The following is a 17,333-nucleotide window of genomic DNA, read 5'->3' as shown; positions in this document are numbered from 1 at the left end:
CTCGCTCCTGGGGCGCCGGGTGTCACGACCGATCACTTGCCCCATTTATGAAACCCCCCTAGCGTAATGCCCCGATCGGGTCAGACGGAGCCAGTCGGGGGGAGCCATGGCGTCCGATTCCTCTGCTGCGCGGCACGCCAACACCGTGAGCGTGCTCACGGCGCTGCGCACGGACGAGGGCAGCAGGCTCGCCGAGCTCGCCCAGCGCACCGGCCTGTCCCGCCCCACCGTCGACTCGATCCTCATCGAGCTCGGCCGCCTCGGGTGGGTCGAGCAGCGCGAGCCCGCCGACCCACCCGACGGGGCCCGCCAGGCCGGCCGGCCCGCCCGCACCTACCGGCTCAACCCGGACGCGGGCTTCGTCGTGGGCGTGGACGTCGGCGTCAACCTGCTCACCGCCATGGTCGCCGACATCACCGGCACGACCCGCCACACCCTCACCCGTCCCATCGGCCGGGCGACGCCCGGGGCCGAGCGGCGCACGGCGGTGCAGTCGCTCGTCACCGACGCCGTGGCCGAGCTCGGCGTCGAGCCGCGCGAGACCCTCGCGCTGAGCCTCGGCGTGCCCGGCATCGTCGACCCGTCCGGCCGGGTCACGCTCAGCACCGTCATCCCGGACTGGACGGGCTTCCACGTCGGGAAGCACTTCGGCCGCTGGGCAGGCGTGCCCGTCACCGTCGCCAACGACGCCAACATGGCCACGCTCGCCGAGCACTGGATCGGCGCCGCCCGGCTCGTCGACGACGTCGTCTACCTCCTCGCCGGGCGCCGCACGAGCGCAGGCATCATCGTCGACGGCACGCTGCACACCGGCCGGCACGGCGCCGCAGGCGAGATCGGGAGCATCCCGCAGCTGTACTTCAGCACCGAGGAGCTGCTCGCCACCCCCGGCACCGACCCGGACTCCCCCGACGCCATCGGCTCGGTCTTCCGCGCCGCGCAGGCCGGCGACGAGCAGGCGGCCGCGCTGGTGGAGGAGTTCTACCGGCGGCTCGCCCGGGTCGTCGAGTTCATGGTCAAGTCGTTCGACCCGGACATGGTCGTGCTCGGCGGCGGGGTGTCGCGGGCCGGCCGGTCCCTCGTCGAGGGCGTCGAGCGCCACCTCGACCGGCCGGTGTTCAGCACGACGCCACTCGTGCTGTCGCACCTCGGACCGGAGGCCGTCGCGCTCGGCGCCGTGCGGTCCGCGCTGCAGCTCGCCGTGCGGCACACCCCGCTCCTGGCGGCGCTCGTCGTGCCGCCGCTGCGCGTCCACACCCGTCCCGTCACCGGAGGAGGCCTGCAATGACGCCGGTTCCCCGACCACCCAGCAGCGGGGTGCGCCGCCGCACGCTGCTCAGATCGATCGCCGCGATCCCGCTCGCCGCAGGCATCGCCGGCTGCACCGGGACCACCGGCCCCGCGTTCGTGCCGGACGGCGGGCGCGTGAGCATCGGCTACGGCGTGTGGGACGCCGACCAGGTGCCCGCGATGCAGGAGGTCATCGCCGCGTTCCGCGCGGAGCACCCGGATGTCGACGTCACGATCCAGCTCACGCCGTTCACGACCTACTGGACGCGGATCCAGACCTCGATCGTCGGCGGCGGCGCCCCGGACGTGTTCTGGATGAACGCGCCCAACATCGCCGTGTTCGCCCGCCACGGCACCCTGATGCCGCTCACCGACCGGCTGGCGCGCGACGGGATCACGCTCGCCGAGCACCCGCCGAACCTGGTGGAGCTCTACCGGCGCGACGGCGAGCAGTACGGCGTGCCGAAGGACTACGACACGATCAGCCTCTTCTACAACAGGGACCTCTTCGACCGGGCCAGTGTGCCGTACCCGGACGAGAGCTGGACCTGGCAGCACGTGCTCGACGCCTCCGCCGAGATCCGCGACCCGGCGGCCGGGGTGTACGGCTTCTCCGCCGGGTTGGACCGGCAGCGCAACCTCTACCCGGCGATCTTCCAGAACGGCGGGTGGGTGCTGCGGGGCACCCGGTCCGGGTTCGACGACGAGGCCACGATCGGCGGGTTGCGCTTCCTCACCGGCGCGATCAACCGCGACCTCGCTCCCAACGCGATGGCCGACTCCGACACGCGGGCTCGGGAGCAGTTCCAGGGCGGGAAGATCGCGATGTACAACGGCCTGCCCAACGACTCGAACGCGACGTACGAGGACCCGGAGGTCCGCGCGCGCACCGGCATCGCCGTGCTCCCCCGCGGCGCGCGACGGGGCAACGTCATCCACGGGCTCGCGAACGTGATCAACGCCCGCACGCCCTACCCGGACGCGTGCTACGAGTTCGTGAAGTTCATGGCGGGGCGCACCACCGGTGAGATCCAGGGGCGGTCGGGGACGATCCTGCCGAGCTACGCAGGCACCGAGGCGGCGTTCCTGGACTCCAAGCCGGAGTTCCGGATGCAGTCCTACATCGACCAGGTGCCCGACGCGACCGCGTACCCGGCCTCGGTCACGACCACGACGTGGGAGCGCATGGAGCTGCAGATCCTCGGCCCGTCCTGGATCGGCCCCGGCGGCAGACCCGTCGAGGAGTCGGCCCGCTCGCTGGCCGACGAGATGAACGACGTCCTCGCCGAGGAGGCGGTATGACCCAGCTCGCGACGGCGCCCGCGGTGCGCGGCGAACGCCCGGCGGCCGCCCGGCCGCCCCGGCGCCGCCAGCACGGCGCGTACCTGTTCATCGCCCCGGTCGGCCTCGGCCTGGGCATCTTCTACCTCTACCCCGCCGTCTCGACGTTCGCGCTCAGCTTCGCCGAGTGGGGCCCGTTCGGCGGGCACACGTTCACCGGGTTCACGAACTACCTCACCGTCTTCCGCCTCGAGACGTTCTGGACCGCACTGGGCAACACGCTGCTCTACATGGTCATCGGTCTGCTCACGCTGCCCGTGGCGATCTTCTTCGCGGTGCTGCTGAACCGCGATGGCCTGCGGGGCGTGACGGTCTACCGGACGCTGTACTTCATCCCGTTCGTCACGCTGCCGGTGGCCAGCGGCATGGTCTGGCGGTGGCTCTACAACGGGGACTTCGGGCTCATCAACCAGTTCCTGTCCGTGTTCGGGATCCCCGGCACCTACTGGGTGTCCAACCCGGCCACCGCCCTCTTCGCGATCGGCGTGGTGCAGGTGTGGTCGCAGGTCGGCTACTACCTGGTGATCTTCATCGCCGGTCTCAAGGCGATCCCGAAGGAGTACGCCGAGGCCGCCGAGATCGACGGGGCGAGCGCGTTCCAGCGATTCTGGCGGATCACGCTGCCGCTGCTGTCCCCGAGCATCTTCTTCTGCACGATCATCAACGTCATCACGACGCTGCAGATCTTCGACCTCGTCTACGTGATGAGCGCGTCGGCCACCGTCAACCCCGCCTTCACTGCGTCGCAGTCGATCGTGCAGCTGTTCTACGAGAAGGCCTTCGTCGAGTCCGACAAGGGAACGGTCACCGCGCTGGCCTTCCTGCTGATGCTGCTGATCGCGGCTCTCACGTTCGTCCAGTTCCGGCTGCAGCGCAGGTGGGTCACCTATGTCTGAGAGCGCCCGCGGTACCCGTACCGGATCCGTCCTCACCCACGCCCTGCTGGTGCTCGGTGCCGTCGCCATGATCGGCCCGTTCGGCTGGCAGCTGCTCACCGCGTTCAAGTCGCTGCCGGAGACCACCACCGTGCCGCCGTCCGTCCTGCCGCGGGAGTGGCTCTGGTCGAACTTCGCCGAGGTGTTCGAGCTGCTGCCGTTCGGGCAGCAGCTGCTGAACTCGCTGGTCGTGGCGGCTGCCGTGACGCTGGGCCAGCTCGCGTTCTGCTCGCTCGGCGCCTACGCGTTCGCCCGGCTGGAGTTCCGCGGACGCGAGCTGATCTTCGCGCTGTTCCTGTCGGTGCTGATGGTGCCCAAGCAGCTGCTGATCCTGCCGCAGTACCAGATCATGTCCGGGCTGGGGCTGCTGAACTCGCTGCCCGCCCTGATCCTGCCCGGGCTCTTCTCCGCGTTCGGCACGTTCCTGCTGCGCCAGTTCTTCGCGACGATCCCGAAGGACTTCGAGGAGGCCGCGCTCCTCGACGGCGCCGGCCGGTTCCGCATCTTCTTCTCGATCATGCTGCCGCTGGTCAAGCCGGCGCTCGCGGCGCTCGCGGTGATCACCGTGATGCACTCGTGGAACGACCTCCTGTGGCCGCTGGTGGTCAACACCGCGCCGGCATCGATGCCGATCAGCGCGGGGCTCACCAGCCTGCAGGGCCAGGAGTGGACCGACTACCCGGTCCTCATGGCCGGGGCCCTCATGGCCTCGATCCCGATGCTGCTCGCCTACCTGGCGCTGCAGCGGCAGTTCGTGCAGGGCATCGCCCTGTCCGGAACGAAAGGTTGAGTGCGATCAGCGGAACGGAAACCCTGCGGGTGGGGATGGTCGGCGCTGGCGGGATCGCCAACGCCCACCTCCCGGCATGGCTCCACGTGGGCGCCGACGTCGCCGTGCACTCGCTGCACGGGGCCCCGGAGCTGGTGGCGCGGCACGGCGCCGGGCGCGTCGTCGGCGGCCTCGACGAGTTGCTCGCCGCGGTGGACGTCGTGGACGTCTGCACCCCGACCCACACCCACCCCGAGATCGTCTTCGCCGCCGCGGCCGCGGGACGGCACGTGCTGTGCGAGAAGCCGCTCGCGCTCGACGCCGCCACGGCCGAGGCGATGGCGCAGGCCTGTGCCGCCGCCGGCGTGCAGCTCTACCCCGGGCACGTCGTGCGGTACTTCCCCGAGTACGTGGCGCTGCAGGCCGCGGTGGCGGCCGGGGCGATCGGCACCCCCGCGGTGCTCCGGTTCGACCGCTGCGGGGCCCGACCGCAGCGCGGGTGGTTCGCCGACCCGCACCTCTCGGGCGGCATCATCATGGACCAGATGATCCACGACCTCGACTTCGCGCGGTGGCTCGGCGGCGAGGTCACCTCGGTCCACGCGCGCCTGTCCGACAGTGCCCCGGGCACCGCGACGGGTGTGGTGTCGGCACACGTCGTGGCGCGCCACCTGGGCGGAGCCATCAGCACGGTGACCGGCACGTGGGCGCGGCCGGGCACCCGGTTCCGGTACGGCTTCCACGCCGCGGGCACCGACGGCATGCTCTCCCACGACTCGGCGGCCGATCCGTCCCTGCGGACGGACACCGGGGCGCCGCACGAATCCGGACGCCTCCTGCCCGACGTCTCCCTGGTGGAGAGCCCGTTCATCGCCGAGATCCGGGAGTTCGCGGCCGCGTTCGCCGGCGGTCCGGCCCCGCGGGTGGGCGCGGCCGACGGGGTCGCGGCGGTCCGGCTCGCGGCCGCGGCCAACGCGTCCCTCGCCAGCGGCAGGCCCGAGCCCGTCGAGCTCGCGGGGGTGGCCGCGTGAAGATCGGAGTGATGTCGCTGGCCCACCTGCACGCACTCGGCTACATCCGCATCCTGTCGGCGCGGCCGGACGTGGAGCTCGCCGTCGCCGACCCGGACGCGGGCGACCGCCCGCCCGGCGAGTCCGGCGGGCGGGCGCTCGCCGAAGGGCTCGGCGTCGACCGGTACGCCGGCACCTACCGGGAGCTGCTCGACTGGGCGCCCGACGGTGTGATCGTCTGCTCCGAGAACTCCCGCCACCGCGAGCTCACCGAGCTCGCTGTGGCGGCCGGAGCGCACGTGCTGTGCGAGAAGCCCATGGCCACCACCGTCGCCGACGGCGAGGCGATGGTGGCGGCGTGCGCGGCGGCGGGCGTCCACCTCATGATCGCCTATCCGGTCCGGTTCTCCCGCCAGTTCCGCGCCCTGCAGGCCAGGCTGCCCGCATTGGGCCGCGTGATCTCCGTGACCGGCACGAACAACGGCACGCTCCCCACCGCGCGCGCCTGGTTCGCCGACCCGGTGCTCGCGGGCGGCGGCGCCGTCATGGACCACACCGTGCACCTCGCCGACCTGCTCGACGTCCTCCTCGACGGCGCGGAGGCCGAGTCCGTGCACGCCGTCAGCAACCGGATGATCAACGCTACGGCCGCGGTGGAGACCGGTGGCATGGTCTCGCTCCGCTACCCGGGGGGCGTGATCGCCACGATCGACTGCAGCTGGTCGGTGCCCGAGCACTACCCCACGTGGGGCGGGCTCACGCTGCGGCTCACCGGCGAGGACGGCATCGCCGACATGGATGCGTTCGCCCAGGCCGTCCACGGGTTCTCCGAGTCCCGGCGGGCGCCGCTGCGGCTCGACTTCGGGGCGGGCGGCGACGGGGCGATGCTCGAGGAGTTCCTCTCGGCGATCCGCGACGGACGCCGCCCGCAGCCCGACGGCGAGTCCGGGCTGCGGTCGCTGCGCATCGTCGAGCGGGCGTACGAGTCGGCGCGCACCGGGGAGCCCGCGTAGTGATCGGTGTGGGTGTGGTGGGCGCGGGCTTCCGCAGCGGGCTCGCCGCCGCCGCCGAGGTGCCCAGGACGTCCCGGGTGGTGGCGGTGGCCGACATCGACGCCGGCGCCGCGCGGCGGGCGGTGCACGAGCGGCACCCCGGGGCGGACGTGCACACCGACCACCGGGCGCTGCTGGACCGCGGCGACGTCGACGCCGTCCTGCTGATCACGCCGGACCACACCCACGCCGACCTCGCCTGCGCCGCCCTGGAGGCGGGCAAGGCGGTGTTCGTGGAGAAGCCGCTCGCGATCACCGTCGAGGACTGCGACCGGGTGCTGCGGACCGCGCGCGAGACCGGCAGCCGGCTCTACGTCGGGCACAACATGCGGCACATGCCGGTGGTGCGCACGATGCGGGAGATCGTCGCGCGCGGCGACATCGGGGCCGTGCAGTCGGTGTGGGTGCGCCACTTCGTCGGCAACGGCGGCGACTTCTACTTCAAGGACTGGCACGCCGAGCGGCGCTGCACCACCTCCCTCCTGCTGCAGAAGGCCGCGCACGACATCGACGTCGTGCACTGGCTCGCCGGCGCCTACACCGAGCGCGTCTCCGCGTTCGGCGCCCTGCGGGTCTACGGCGACGGGCACCGGCGGGAGCCGGGCACGCCGAAGACGGCGGATTGGCTGGCCCCGGACCGCCACTGGCCGCCCCGCGCCCAGCGCGACCTCAACCCGGTGATCGACGTCGAGGACCTCTCGCTGGTCAACCTCCAGCTCGGCGGCGGGGTGCTGGCCGCCTACCAGCAGTGCCACTTCACGCCGGACTACTGGCGCAACTACACGGTGATCGGCGACGAGGGGCGGCTGGAGAACGCCGGCGACGGTTCCGGCGCGGTGGTCAAGGTGTGGAACCGGCGGCGCCCCGGCTACGCGCCCGACGCCGACGCCGAGCACCGTCTGCCGGAGAGCACCGAGGTCCACGCCGGCGCGGACGACCCGCTCATGGCGGAGTTCCTGCGCTTCGCGCGCGACGGCGGCCCCACCGACACCTCCCCCGTGGCCGCCCGCATGAGCGTGGCCGCGGGCGTGCAGGCCACGGCGTCGATGCGGGCGGGCGGGGAGCCGCACGACGTCCCGCCGCTGGACCCGGAGCTCGTCGAGTACTTCGAGCGAGGCCAGCGCCCGATGTGAGCGCCCCGCCCGGCGCTCACACACCAACCCTCACGCCCACACACCAACTGCAGTTCTTGTGCCGGCGCCGATGTTGGTGTGTGACGAGCCCGCTCAGGGGTGGGGGTTGCGCGGGCGGGGCTGGCAGCGGGGGCAGGTGTAGGAGCTGCGGTTCATGAACGGGTCGCGGCGGATGGGGGTGCCGCAGCGCGGGCAGGGGCGGTCGGCCTGGCCGTAGACGGCGAGGGCGCGGTCGAAGTAACCCGACGCCCCGTTGACGTTGACGTACAGCGCGTCGAACGACGTGCCGCCCGCGGTGAGCGCCTCGGCCATGACGGCCGCCGCGGCGCCGAGCACGGCGCGGCCCTGCCCGCGGGTGAGCCCCTCGGTCGGCCGGGAGCCGTGCAGGCGCGCCCGCCAGAGGGCCTCGTCGGCGTAGATGTTGCCGATGCCCGAGACCACGGTCTGGTCGAGCAGCGCCCGCTTCAGCCCGGTGCGGCGCCTGCGGAGGCCCGCCACCGCCTCGTCGAGGTCGAACGCGGGGTCCATCGGGTCGCGGGCGATGTGCGCGACGGGGGCGGGAACCAGTCCCCCGCCGTGGGCCTGGATCAGCGGGTGCACCGACAGCCCGCCGAACGTCCGCTGGTCGACGAACCGCAGCTCCGGGCCGGCGTCGGCGAACCTCATGCGCACGCGCAGGTGCGTCTCGTCCGCGCGGCCGGCCTCGGCGATGAGCATCTGACCGCTCATCCCGAGGTGCGCGAGGACCGCGTCCTCGCCCTCGTCCGCGGCGTCCAGCTCGAGCCAGAGGTACTTGCCACGGCGGCGGGCACCGCTGATCGTGCGACCGATCAGGCGGGCGGCGAAGTCGGCCGCCCCCTCGACGTGCCTTCGGACGGCACGCGGGTGCGCCACGGTGACCTCGGTGATCTTGCGGTCGAGGACGTGGTCGGCGAGGCCGCGACGGACGACCTCGACCTCGGGCAGCTCGGGCACGTGGGGAGGCTAGCGGGCAGGTCCGTCATCGGAGCCTGCGGCGGCCTCCGCGGTGAGCGTGCGCCACGCGAGCTCGGCCGCCTTCTGCTCGGCCTCCTTCTTGGTGCGCCCGACGCCGGAGCCGAGCTCACGGCCCGCGACCACCGCGGTGGCGGTGAACTCCTTGAGGTGGTCCGGCCCGTCCTCGGCGATGCGGTACTCGGGCACCCCGAGGTCGGCGGACGCGGTGAGCTCCTGCAGGCTGGTCTTCCAGTCGAGCCCGGCCCCCAGCAGCGGCGCACTCTGCAGCAGCCCGTCGAACAACCGGTGCACGAGCTCACGGGCGGTGTCGAGGCCGTGCTCGAGGTAGACGGCGCCGATCAGCGCCTCGGTGGCATCGGCGAGGATGCTCGCCTTCTCCCGGCCACCGGTCAGCTCCTCGCCGCGGCCTAGGTACAGGTACGCACCCAGCCCGTCGTCACCGAGCGTTGTGGCCACGCCGGCGAGGGCGTGCATGTTCACGACGCTGGCGCGCAGCTTGGCGAGCTGCCCCTCGGGCAGCTCGGGGTGGTCGCGGTAGAGCCGCTCGGTGACGATGATCGAGAGCACCGAGTCGCCGAGGAACTCCAGCCGCTCGTTCGTGGGCAGCCCGCCGTTCTCGTAGGCGTACGAGCGGTGGGTGAGCGCGAGGGTGAGGAGATCGTCGGAGATCTTCACCCCGAGCGACGCGACAAGGGGCCCGCGGTCCTCCGCGAGCCCCTGCGGGGCGCGTTCCGCCATCCGCCCGTCGTCAGGCCGGCGTGACGACCGGGCGGCCGTCGTAGGTGCCACAGGTGGGGCAAGCGACGTGCGGCGGCTTGGTGGCCCGGCAGGCGCGGTTGGAGCAGGCGACGAGGGTGGGAACAGCGGCCTTCCACTGCGCCCGGCGCGAGCGCGTGTTCGACCGCGACATCCGGCGCTTCGGAACAGCCACGTGAGTTCTCCTAGCAGTGAGTTCGGGGTCAGTCGGCGGACCGGCGCCCCTTGAGGGCGGCCCACCGAGGATCCAGTGTCTCATGCCCGTGGTCGGGCGCGAGGTCGGCCCACTTCTCCCCGCAGTCCGGGCACAGGCCGGGGCAGTCGTCGCGGCAGAGCGGCGCCAGCGGCAGCGCGAGCACCACGGCGTCGCGCACGATCTGCTCGACGTCGACCAGCTCACCCACCACCCGGGGCAGCTCGTCGGCATCGGTGGTCTCGTCGGTGACGCTGTCCGGGTAGGCGAACAGCTCCGACAGCTCCACGTCGACCTCGTCGGAGAGCGCGTCGAGGCAGCGGGCGCACTCCCCGGACAGCGGCGCGTGCACGGTGCCGGAGACGTAGACGCCCTCGGTGACCGACTCCAGCCGGACGTCGAGCTCGATCGGAGCGCCCTCGGGGACGGCGATCGTCTCCAGCCCGAGGTGGGCCGGCCCGGCCGGCGCCGGGATGCGGCGGCTGTAGGCGCGCATGTTCCCGGGCCGCCGCCCCAGCTCCCGCGTGGTGAAGACCCACGGGCTGCCCGGGTCGGGGTGGGCGGGGTGGGGGTGGTGCGTGGTCACGTGTCCAGAGTAGGCCGGGCGCCCGGTGGCGGGTCGGCGGTGCCGGTTGCGGCGGAAACCGGTCGGCGGAGCACAGCAGCGGCGCATCACCTGGATCCGGGGCGATGCCACCGCACTGCCGTCCGTCGGCGCCGATCTCGCGGTGATGACGGGCAACGTGGATCACCGCCTCGCCGGGCCGGCCCGGCTCCCTCCGGGGATGTCCCGCGGCTCCGATCCGCAGCACGGATGGTCGCTCAGGCACCCGGCGGTGACGGGCTGGTCGGGATCCGGCGTGCCTGTCCCGAGGCCGGCTCCCCCGGCGGGTGCTCGCGGAACCACTGGACGATGCCGGGCATGCGCTCCTCGAACGCGCCGGGGACGGAGACGTTGAGCGCCCCGGCCCGCCGGTCACCGCGGTTCTCGAAGTCGTGGGTTGTGCCGCCGGGCGCCAGCACGAACGAGCCCTTCGGAGCGTCGATCCAGCGGTCACCGAGGAGGAAGGTGAGCGTGCCGTCGAGGACGTAGAAGACGTCGTCCTCGGGGTGGGAGTGCGGGCCCGGCCCCGTGGTGTGCGGCTCGAGCCACCACTCGGAGATGGAGTAGCGCCCGGCGGTCTCGTCACCGTCCGCCTTGAACACGGCGCCGATCCGGCCCATGTCGTACGGCCGTCCCTCGCCGGGGGCGAGATGGATCGGCGGCCGCGCTGCCTGCTCTCCGCTCATGTTCCGGACTCCTCTCCTCACCGCATCCGCCATGCCGCCACCACCCAGGCGACGCGCCGCTCGGCGTCCCGGCAGTACCAGATCCGCCCCTCGCCGGGAACCTCGTACTGCCACTGCCGGAGCGTCCGCCCGCCGATTTCGCGCTCGGCGAGCCGCCCGCGGAGCCCGTGCCGGCGGCGGGCCGGCCGCCCGGCCACCACGGCCCAGGCCTCCTCCATCGGCGTCGCGACGACGCGGCACAGCTCCTCCCAGCCCTTCGCCGCCTCCGACGTGGCGAACCGGGGCTCCCACCCGCCGGGCCCGGCGGGGTTCCCCTCGGGCACCGGAACCGGGCCGAGATCGTCCTCCAGCGGCCGGGACAGCTCGGCGGCGAGCGCCGGGTCGGCGTGGATCCCCGCCGTAGCCCGCCACTCCTGCAGCGCCTGCGCCAGCACGTCCCACTGCCCCAGCTCCGCCGACGCCTGCACCGCCTGGGCGAACTCGCCCACGAACCGGCGCCGGTCGTCGACCGGGAGCCGGGTGACCCAGGGGAACTCCCCGGTCAGGGCCTCGGGCGCCGCCTCGTCCAGGTGCAGCAGTGCGACGCGCAGTGCCCGCGCAGCGGCGAGGGCGCCGTCCGCGGCGGCGTGGGCGCGGTCCTCGCGGAGCAGGAGCAGCGGCTCCGCGTCGCGCCGCTGGACGCGCACGTCACCCCGGTCGGCGAGGGCGGCGACGCCGGCCGGGTCGCGCTGCAGTTCGCGCAGGAGCACCTCGGTGGTCATGCACCGGCATGCTGGTCGCCTCCGGTGGTCCGAACAACCGCCCGTGGGTCAGAGTTCGCCGAACGGGGCCGCGTAGCGGAAGGTGCCGCGCAGCTGCGGCCGGTGGGCGGTGAGCGAGCGGGCCTGGAAGTGCGGCGCCCACTCGGCGACTTCGGGGTGGATGCCCAGCTCGGCGGCCGGCCGGAAACCGAACCGCGGGTAGTAGTCCGGGTGCCCGAGCAGCACGACCACGCCCTCGTCGAGGGCGTCGGCGGCACCGAGCACGGCGTGCACGAGTGCGCTGCCCACCCCGCGGCGCTTGTGGGCCTCCCGCACCCCGAGCGGGCCGAGGCCGAGCGCGGGCAGCCGGTCCGGCCCGAGCGTCGCCCTGGTGACGCACACGTGCCCCACCACGGCACCGTCGACCTCGGCGACGAGCGACAGCGGCGGCAGCCATGCGTCGCTCGCGCGCAGGGCGTCGACCAGCCCGGGCTCGACCGGGGTGGAACCGGGGTACATCGGGGCGAACGCGTCGGCGTGGACGTCGGCGACGACGGCGGCGTCGCCCGGGAGCTCACGGCGGACCAGCACCGCGACAAGATCCAGCCTGGTCGGCCGCGACGCAACCGGATTCGCTCACCCGACGTGGCGCAGCTGGGGCCACAGCTGCGACCATGGCAGGCGCCGCTCGCGCACCAGCCAGACCGGCTCGCCCTGCTCGTCGTTGTCCAGGCCGAGCCCGTTGTCGATCCGCGCGGCGAGTTCGACCGCGCCGAACCAGCGGCGCAGCTGCGCCTCGTCGAGCCCGACCACGATCACCGTGTCGGCCTCGTCCGGCGGCGGGCCCCACGCCCAGTACGCGTTGTGCCCGCTGTGGGCAGGCGCGAGCGCGGGCAGGAACCGGTCGACGGCACCCGCCTCGCCGTAGTTGCCGGTGAGCACCGCGACGCGCTCTCCCGCAGGCACCTGCGCGGCGATCGTGGCGGCGAACTCCGGCCAGCCGACCGTCTCCCCCGCGTCGTAGCTGACGTCCGGGATCGGGGTACGCGCCAGCTCGCCGACCGGCACGAGCGGCAGCATGAGCAGCGCGGACATCGCGAGGCTCAGCGCCAAGGCGCCCACCAGCAGGCCCGAGCGGAGGGCGGTGGCGCGCCGCCGAACCCAGTCGACGACGGTCGGCGCGCCCGCCGCGAGCAGCACCGGGAAGAAGCCCGCGAGGTAGTAGGGCTTGCCGCCCGTCACCAGGAACAGCGCCGCGACCAGCACGTACGCCACGGCGAAGGAACGCCAGGTGCGCAGCGCCGGGTCGCGGGCCATGCGCCACCAGCCCAGCGCCCACACGGGTACGAGCAGCGGGCTCACGAGCACCAGCTGGTAGGGCAGGAAGAGGTACCACGGCTCGCTGCTTCCCGAACTGCCGCCGGCGATCGCCGCGGAGAGCGTGAACACCGGGAACCCGGTCGCGGCCTGCCAGGCCAGGTTGGGCGCCCAGATCACGAGGGCCACGGCCGTGCCGAGCCACGGCCACCGGCTCCCCAGCGCCGCCCGCGGCCCGACCGCCAGCACGCCCACGAGCACGCCGGCGAGCAGCACCAGCGGCAGGGCCTTGTTCTGCAGGGCGAGGCCGGCCACGGCACCCGTGGCGAGCCAGACCGGCCCGCCGTCGCGCAGCGCGCGCACCAGTAGCCAGGTCAGTGCGGTCCAGGCGAGCAGGTCGACGGTGGTGGTCGAGAGCAGGTGCCCGACCGCCAGCAGCACCGCCGAGACGCCCATGCTCGCCGCGGCCAGCAGCTGTGCACCGCGCCCGCCACCCAGCTCGCGGGCGATCAGGCCGGTGAGCAGCACCACCAGGGCCGAGGCGAGCACCGACGGCAGGCGCAGCCCGGTGAGCGAGCCGGGCATCAGCGCGTCCATCGCGCCGGCGAGCAGCGGCGTGAGCGGCGGCTGGTCGACGTAGCCGAACGCGGGCTCGTGCCCGGCCCGCAGGAAGTACAGCTCGTCGCGGTGGTAGCCGTAGCGCCCGGACGTGGCGAGCAACAGCAGCGCGACAGCGCCGGCGACCGCGGTGAGCCCTCCCCGTGCCAGGCCAGGGCGGGGAGGAGTGATCACTCCGAGACGCTAGCGCGAACGGGTCGTGAGTGGATACGGGTGCCCGGGCACTCGTATCCACTCACGAGCGGCGTCAGCCGCCCCCGCCGGGACCCCGGCCCCCGCCGCCACTGGCGGCCGACTGGGCCGGCTGCGGGAGCAGCAGCTCCTGGCCCTCCCGCAGGCCGGAGAGCACCTGGGTGTACTCGTCGCCCGCGGTACCGGCCTCGAACGGCGTCGGCACCGGCTGGCCGTCCTCGCCGCGGACGTCGACGACGGTGTTCGCCCCCTCGCGCCGGACGGCGGCCGAGGGCACGCGCAGCACGTTGTCCACCGACTCGACGATGACGTCGGCCAGCGCGGTCTGGCCGTCGCGCAACCGCGGGTCGCTGCCGTCGCGCAGCACGATCGTGGCGTTGTACTCCACGATCCCGGATGACGGGGTCCCGGCCGGCGCGATCGCCAGGACGGTGGCCGGTGCGTGCAGGTCCGGGACGGCGTCGACGGTGACGTCCACCTGCTGGTTGACCGCGATGCGCGCGGCGTCCGACTCCTCGAACGGGACGACCAGCTGGAACGAGTTGATGTCGCTCAGCACCATGAACGGGCCACCGCTCCCCTGTGAGCCGCCGCCCCCGGAGTCGCCGGCCGCGATGTCGTTGCTCTCGGGGATCGTCGCGGTGCTGCCCGGGGCGACCGGGGTGGTGCCGGTGGCCTCACCCACGAACTCGCCCGCCCGCCCGTTGATCGCCGAGACGGTGCCGGCGACCGGCGCGTACAGCACCGTGTTGTCGACGTCCTGCTGCGCGACGCGGACCGCCGCCTGCGCGTTGCGCAGCTGCGCCCTGCGCACCTCGATGTCGGCGGGCCGGTCGTTCTGCGCGGCACCGCTGTCGTTCTCCGCGGAGATGACGGTCTGCTGCTCCCGCTCGATCGACACCTGCCCGGCCGCCCGGTCGACGTCCTCCTGGTGCTTCGCGCTGTCCAGCGCGGCCTCGGACTGCAGCACCGTGCGCTTCGCGTTCTCGACGGCGGTGCGGTCGGCGTCGACGATCTCCTGGCAGGACTGGGTGGTCTGGGCCGGGCTGTAGGCGATGCCTCCCACGATGAACGACGCGCCCTCGGTGCTGTCGTCGTCCGACGCCGGCGGTGGCTTCTTGGTCGACGACTTAGGCACCTTCGTCGGCTCGCTGTCTTCCGTCGACGGGTTGCTCTCGGCCAACGAGCTGTCGTTCCCGTCGTCGCACCCGTCCTCGTCGCGGTGGAGCTTGTCGATCGCGCGGTCCAGCACCTTCCTGTCGAAGTCGAGCTGCTCCCGCGCCCGCTTCGTGGCGGCCTCGTTGAGGTCGTTGGTCTCGCTGACCTGCTTCTTGACCGCGTCGAGGATCTCACGCGCCTGGTCGAGGGTGCGGCCGGTGGCGTTCACCGAGTTGTTGCCCGTGGCCCGGTCCACCTCGGCCTGCGCCTCGGCGAGGCTCGCCTGCTGCTGCGCGAGCGTCTGCTGCAGCGCGAAGTCGTCCATCCGGGCGAGCTCCTGGCCCGGCACGACCTGGTCCCCGACCTTGACCAGCACTTCCTTGATCTGCCCGCGCCGCGGGAAGCCGAGCGTCTGTTCGGAGATCCCGACGAGGTTCCCGGACGCCGACACGGTGGTCTGCACACTGCCGCGGTCGACGCGCAGCGTCGGCGGGGGCGGCGGCTCGCCGGTGCAGGCCGTGAGGGCCAGCACCGCGACCGCACCGATGGCGCACGCTGCCCAGGCGCGCCGACCGGTCGTTCGGGACATGGGAGCTCCTGCCTTGATCACTTCGGTACTGGGTGTCGCGCGGGTCATTGGTATCGGAGGGCCTCGATCGGGCGCAGCCGGGATGCGCGGTGGGCGGGGTAGCCGCCCGCGATGAGGCCGATGAACAGGCTGATCGTGAACGAGAGCACGATCGAAGCCGGGTCGACGGACGGCACCGGGAAGTCGGGGATCAGCTGCGGCAGGACCAGGGCACCGGTGAGCGAGAGCCCCACACCGAGCGCGATCCCCATCAGCCCGCCCAGCCCGGACAGGAACACCGACTCGAGCAGGAACTGCCCGAGGATCACCCGCGGCCGGGCTCCGATCGCCTTGCGGATCCCGATCTCCCGCGTCCGCTCGGTGACGGTCACGAGCATGATGTTCGCGACGCCGATGCTCCCGACGATCAGCGAGATCCCGGCGACGGCCCCGGTGAACAGCGTGAGGAACGACAGGAACTGCGTGGCCTCCTGGATCTGCTGCTGCAACGCGCGCACGTTGAAGTCGCGCTTGGCGGTGTCGCGGATGTGATGGCGCTCGGACAGGATCGCCGTGATCTGGTCCGTCGCCGCGGTCACCGCCTCCGCCGACCTCGCCCGCACGATGATCGTGTCCAGCTTGTCCTCGCCGCCGGTCAGGTAGCTGCGGGCCGCCCCCATCGGCATGATCGCGACGTCGTCCTCCTGGCCGGTCGCCTCCACCGTGCCGATCACCCGGAACACCGCGCTACCGATCCGGACCTCCTGGTTCAGAGCCGCGGTCGAACTCCCGCCGAACAGCTCGTTGACCGGCCCCGGACCGAGCACGACCACTTTCGCGTTGGTGCGGACCTCCTGGTCGTCGAACCCGCGGCCCGCCGTCACCTCGCGGTCGGAGACCGTCAGGTAGTCGGCCGTGGTTCCGGTGACCGACGTGCGGTACTGGTCGCCACCGACCTGCAGCAGCGCCGTCCCGCCCACGATCGGGGTGGCCGTGGCGACGTCCGGCGCGTTCCTCGGGTTGAGCAGCGCCTCCATGTCGTTCTCGGTGAGGTCCCGCGCCTGGCCGCCGCCGGGCACCGCGCCCTCGCTGGGGGTCACGGTGATCTGGGTGTTGAGCGAGCCGAACTGCTCGTTGAAGCCGGCCTGGATCCCGTTGCCGAGCGCCGTGAGCAGGATGACCGCCGAGACGCCGATGATGATGCCGAGCGTGGTGAGCGCGGAGCGCAGTTTGTTGGCACGCAGACCGCGCAGCGCGATGCGCGTGACCTCCCAGATCACGGCGCGACCAGTTGCTTCTGCCGTACGTCGCGGACGATGTGGCCGTCGCGCAGCTCGATCACGCGCTTGGCGAACTCGGCGACCTCCGGCTCGTGCGTGATCAGCACGACGGTGCGGCCGGCGTCGTTCAGCTCCACCAGCAGGTGCATGACCTCGACCGTGGAGGTGGTGTCCAGGTTCCCGGTGGGCTCGTCGGCGAGGATGATCGCCGGGTTGGTGACCAGCGCACGCGCCACCGCCACCCGCTGCTGCTGCCCACCGGAGAGCTCGTTGGGCATGTGGCCGGCGCGTTCGCCGAGCCCCACGCGCTCCAGCGCCGCCAGCGCGCGCTCGCGGCGGCGGTTCTTGTCCCCCGCGTAGACGAGCGGCAGCTCGACGTTGCGCACCGCGGACGTGCGGGAGATCAGGTTGAACGACTGGAAGACGAACCCGATGCGCGTGTTGCGGATGGCCGCGAGCTTGTTGTCGCGCAGCTTGCTGACGTCGATCCCGTCCAGCAGGTAGCGCCCGGTGCTCGGCACGTCCAGGCAGCCGAGGATGTTCATCATCGTGCTCTTGCCCGAACCCGACGGGCCCATGATCGCGACGAAGTCCCCCTCCTCGACCAGCAGATCGACCGGGCCGAGTGCCCGCACCGTGACCTCGCCGTTGCCGTAGACCTTCGTGACGTCGTGCAGCTCGATCATGATTCCCCC

The 17,333-nt window shown here is 72.9% G+C and carries 18 protein-coding genes; 7 read left to right on the top strand and 11 right to left on the bottom strand.

The window, feature by feature from the left end:
• Nucleotides 1-106 precede the first annotated feature (106 nt).
• From ABEA81_RS34435 to ABEA81_RS34405, 7 genes are read left to right on the top strand one after another with little or no spacing between them, the layout of a single operon-like run.
• The gene (locus ABEA81_RS34435; RefSeq protein WP_345611039.1) at nucleotides 107-1,288 is read left to right on the top strand and encodes an ROK family transcriptional regulator; all 1,182 of its coding nucleotides are present in this window, start codon (nucleotides 107-109) and stop codon (nucleotides 1,286-1,288) included.
• Nucleotides 1,285-2,592: an ABC transporter substrate-binding protein gene (locus ABEA81_RS34430; RefSeq protein WP_345611037.1), complete on the top strand. Its 1,308-nt coding sequence runs from the start codon at nucleotides 1,285-1,287 to the stop codon at nucleotides 2,590-2,592. The genes ABEA81_RS34435 and ABEA81_RS34430 overlap by 4 nt, the downstream gene beginning before the upstream one ends.
• Nucleotides 2,589-3,527, top strand: coding sequence for a carbohydrate ABC transporter permease (locus tag ABEA81_RS34425; RefSeq protein ID WP_345611035.1), 939 nt, complete (start codon nucleotides 2,589-2,591; stop codon nucleotides 3,525-3,527). The genes ABEA81_RS34430 and ABEA81_RS34425 overlap by 4 nt, the downstream gene beginning before the upstream one ends.
• A complete protein-coding gene (locus ABEA81_RS34420; protein ID WP_345611033.1) occupies nucleotides 3,520-4,356 on the top strand; it encodes a carbohydrate ABC transporter permease in 837 nt (278 codons plus the stop codon). The genes ABEA81_RS34425 and ABEA81_RS34420 overlap by 8 nt, the downstream gene beginning before the upstream one ends.
• Nucleotides 4,353-5,366: a Gfo/Idh/MocA family protein gene (locus ABEA81_RS34415; RefSeq protein WP_345611031.1), complete on the top strand. Its 1,014-nt coding sequence runs from the start codon at nucleotides 4,353-4,355 to the stop codon at nucleotides 5,364-5,366. Before ABEA81_RS34420 ends, ABEA81_RS34415 begins: the two co-directional genes overlap by 4 nt.
• Entirely contained in the window at nucleotides 5,363-6,358 is a 996-nt protein-coding gene (locus tag ABEA81_RS34410; protein WP_345611029.1) for a Gfo/Idh/MocA family protein, read from the top strand. The genes ABEA81_RS34415 and ABEA81_RS34410 overlap by 4 nt, the downstream gene beginning before the upstream one ends.
• Nucleotides 6,358-7,530, top strand: coding sequence for a Gfo/Idh/MocA family protein (locus ABEA81_RS34405; protein WP_345611028.1), 1,173 nt, complete (start codon nucleotides 6,358-6,360; stop codon nucleotides 7,528-7,530). The genes ABEA81_RS34410 and ABEA81_RS34405 overlap by 1 nt, the downstream gene beginning before the upstream one ends.
• 93 nt (nucleotides 7,531-7,623) lie before the next feature.
• Here ABEA81_RS34405 and mutM read toward each other — a convergent pair whose 3' ends face one another.
• The 11 genes from mutM to ABEA81_RS34350 all read right to left on the bottom strand — a co-directional run bounded on the left by mutM (nucleotide 7,624) and on the right by ABEA81_RS34350 (nucleotide 17,324).
• Nucleotides 7,624-8,505 carry a bifunctional DNA-formamidopyrimidine glycosylase/DNA-(apurinic or apyrimidinic site) lyase gene (mutM, locus tag ABEA81_RS34400; RefSeq protein ID WP_345611026.1) on the bottom strand — a complete coding sequence of 294 codons (882 nt, stop codon included), beginning with the start codon at nucleotides 8,503-8,505 and terminating at the stop codon, nucleotides 7,624-7,626.
• A 9-nt stretch (nucleotides 8,506-8,514) separates the two neighbouring features.
• The gene (rnc, locus tag ABEA81_RS34395) at nucleotides 8,515-9,264 is read right to left on the bottom strand and encodes a ribonuclease III (RefSeq protein WP_345611025.1); all 750 of its coding nucleotides are present in this window, start codon (nucleotides 9,262-9,264) and stop codon (nucleotides 8,515-8,517) included.
• Between the two features lie 10 nt (nucleotides 9,265-9,274).
• Nucleotides 9,275-9,457 carry a 50S ribosomal protein L32 gene (gene rpmF / locus ABEA81_RS34390; protein WP_075949936.1) on the bottom strand — a complete coding sequence of 61 codons (183 nt, stop codon included), beginning with the start codon at nucleotides 9,455-9,457 and terminating at the stop codon, nucleotides 9,275-9,277.
• Between the two features lie 28 nt (nucleotides 9,458-9,485).
• Nucleotides 9,486-10,061: a YceD family protein gene (locus ABEA81_RS34385; RefSeq protein WP_425570783.1), complete on the bottom strand. Its 576-nt coding sequence runs from the start codon at nucleotides 10,059-10,061 to the stop codon at nucleotides 9,486-9,488.
• A 236-nt stretch (nucleotides 10,062-10,297) separates the two neighbouring features.
• Nucleotides 10,298-10,765: a cupin domain-containing protein gene (locus ABEA81_RS34380; protein ID WP_345611021.1), complete on the bottom strand. Its 468-nt coding sequence runs from the start codon at nucleotides 10,763-10,765 to the stop codon at nucleotides 10,298-10,300.
• Between the two features lie 17 nt (nucleotides 10,766-10,782).
• Entirely contained in the window at nucleotides 10,783-11,526 is a 744-nt protein-coding gene (locus ABEA81_RS34375; protein ID WP_345611019.1) for a hypothetical protein, read from the bottom strand.
• Nucleotides 11,527-11,574: 48 nt separating this feature from the next.
• Nucleotides 11,575-12,096 (bottom strand): GNAT family N-acetyltransferase, encoded by a 522-nt coding sequence (locus ABEA81_RS34370; RefSeq protein ID WP_345611017.1) that lies wholly within the window; start codon nucleotides 12,094-12,096, stop codon nucleotides 11,575-11,577.
• 45 nt (nucleotides 12,097-12,141) lie between these two features.
• Complete coding sequence (locus tag ABEA81_RS34365) at nucleotides 12,142-13,614, bottom strand: glycosyltransferase family 39 protein (RefSeq protein ID WP_345611015.1); 1,473 nt, start codon at nucleotides 13,612-13,614, stop codon at nucleotides 12,142-12,144.
• 73 nt (nucleotides 13,615-13,687) lie between these two features.
• A complete protein-coding gene (locus tag ABEA81_RS34360; protein WP_345611014.1) occupies nucleotides 13,688-15,379 on the bottom strand; it encodes a biotin/lipoyl-binding protein in 1,692 nt (563 codons plus the stop codon).
• Nucleotides 15,380-15,423: 44 nt separating this feature from the next.
• Complete coding sequence (locus ABEA81_RS34355) at nucleotides 15,424-16,638, bottom strand: ABC transporter permease (RefSeq protein WP_345611013.1); 1,215 nt, start codon at nucleotides 16,636-16,638, stop codon at nucleotides 15,424-15,426.
• Nucleotides 16,635-17,324, bottom strand: a complete 690-nt coding sequence (locus tag ABEA81_RS34350; protein ID WP_345611011.1) for an ABC transporter ATP-binding protein — start codon at nucleotides 17,322-17,324, stop codon at nucleotides 16,635-16,637. Before ABEA81_RS34350 ends, ABEA81_RS34355 begins: the two co-directional genes overlap by 4 nt.
• Nucleotides 17,325-17,333: the final 9 nt, after the last annotated feature.

Source organism: Pseudonocardia adelaidensis (assembly GCF_039543345.1).
GTDB lineage: Bacteria > Actinomycetota > Actinomycetes > Mycobacteriales > Pseudonocardiaceae > Pseudonocardia > Pseudonocardia adelaidensis.
Note: the sequence above shows the minus strand (reverse complement) of the source record. Positions and strands in the feature narration are given on the sequence as shown.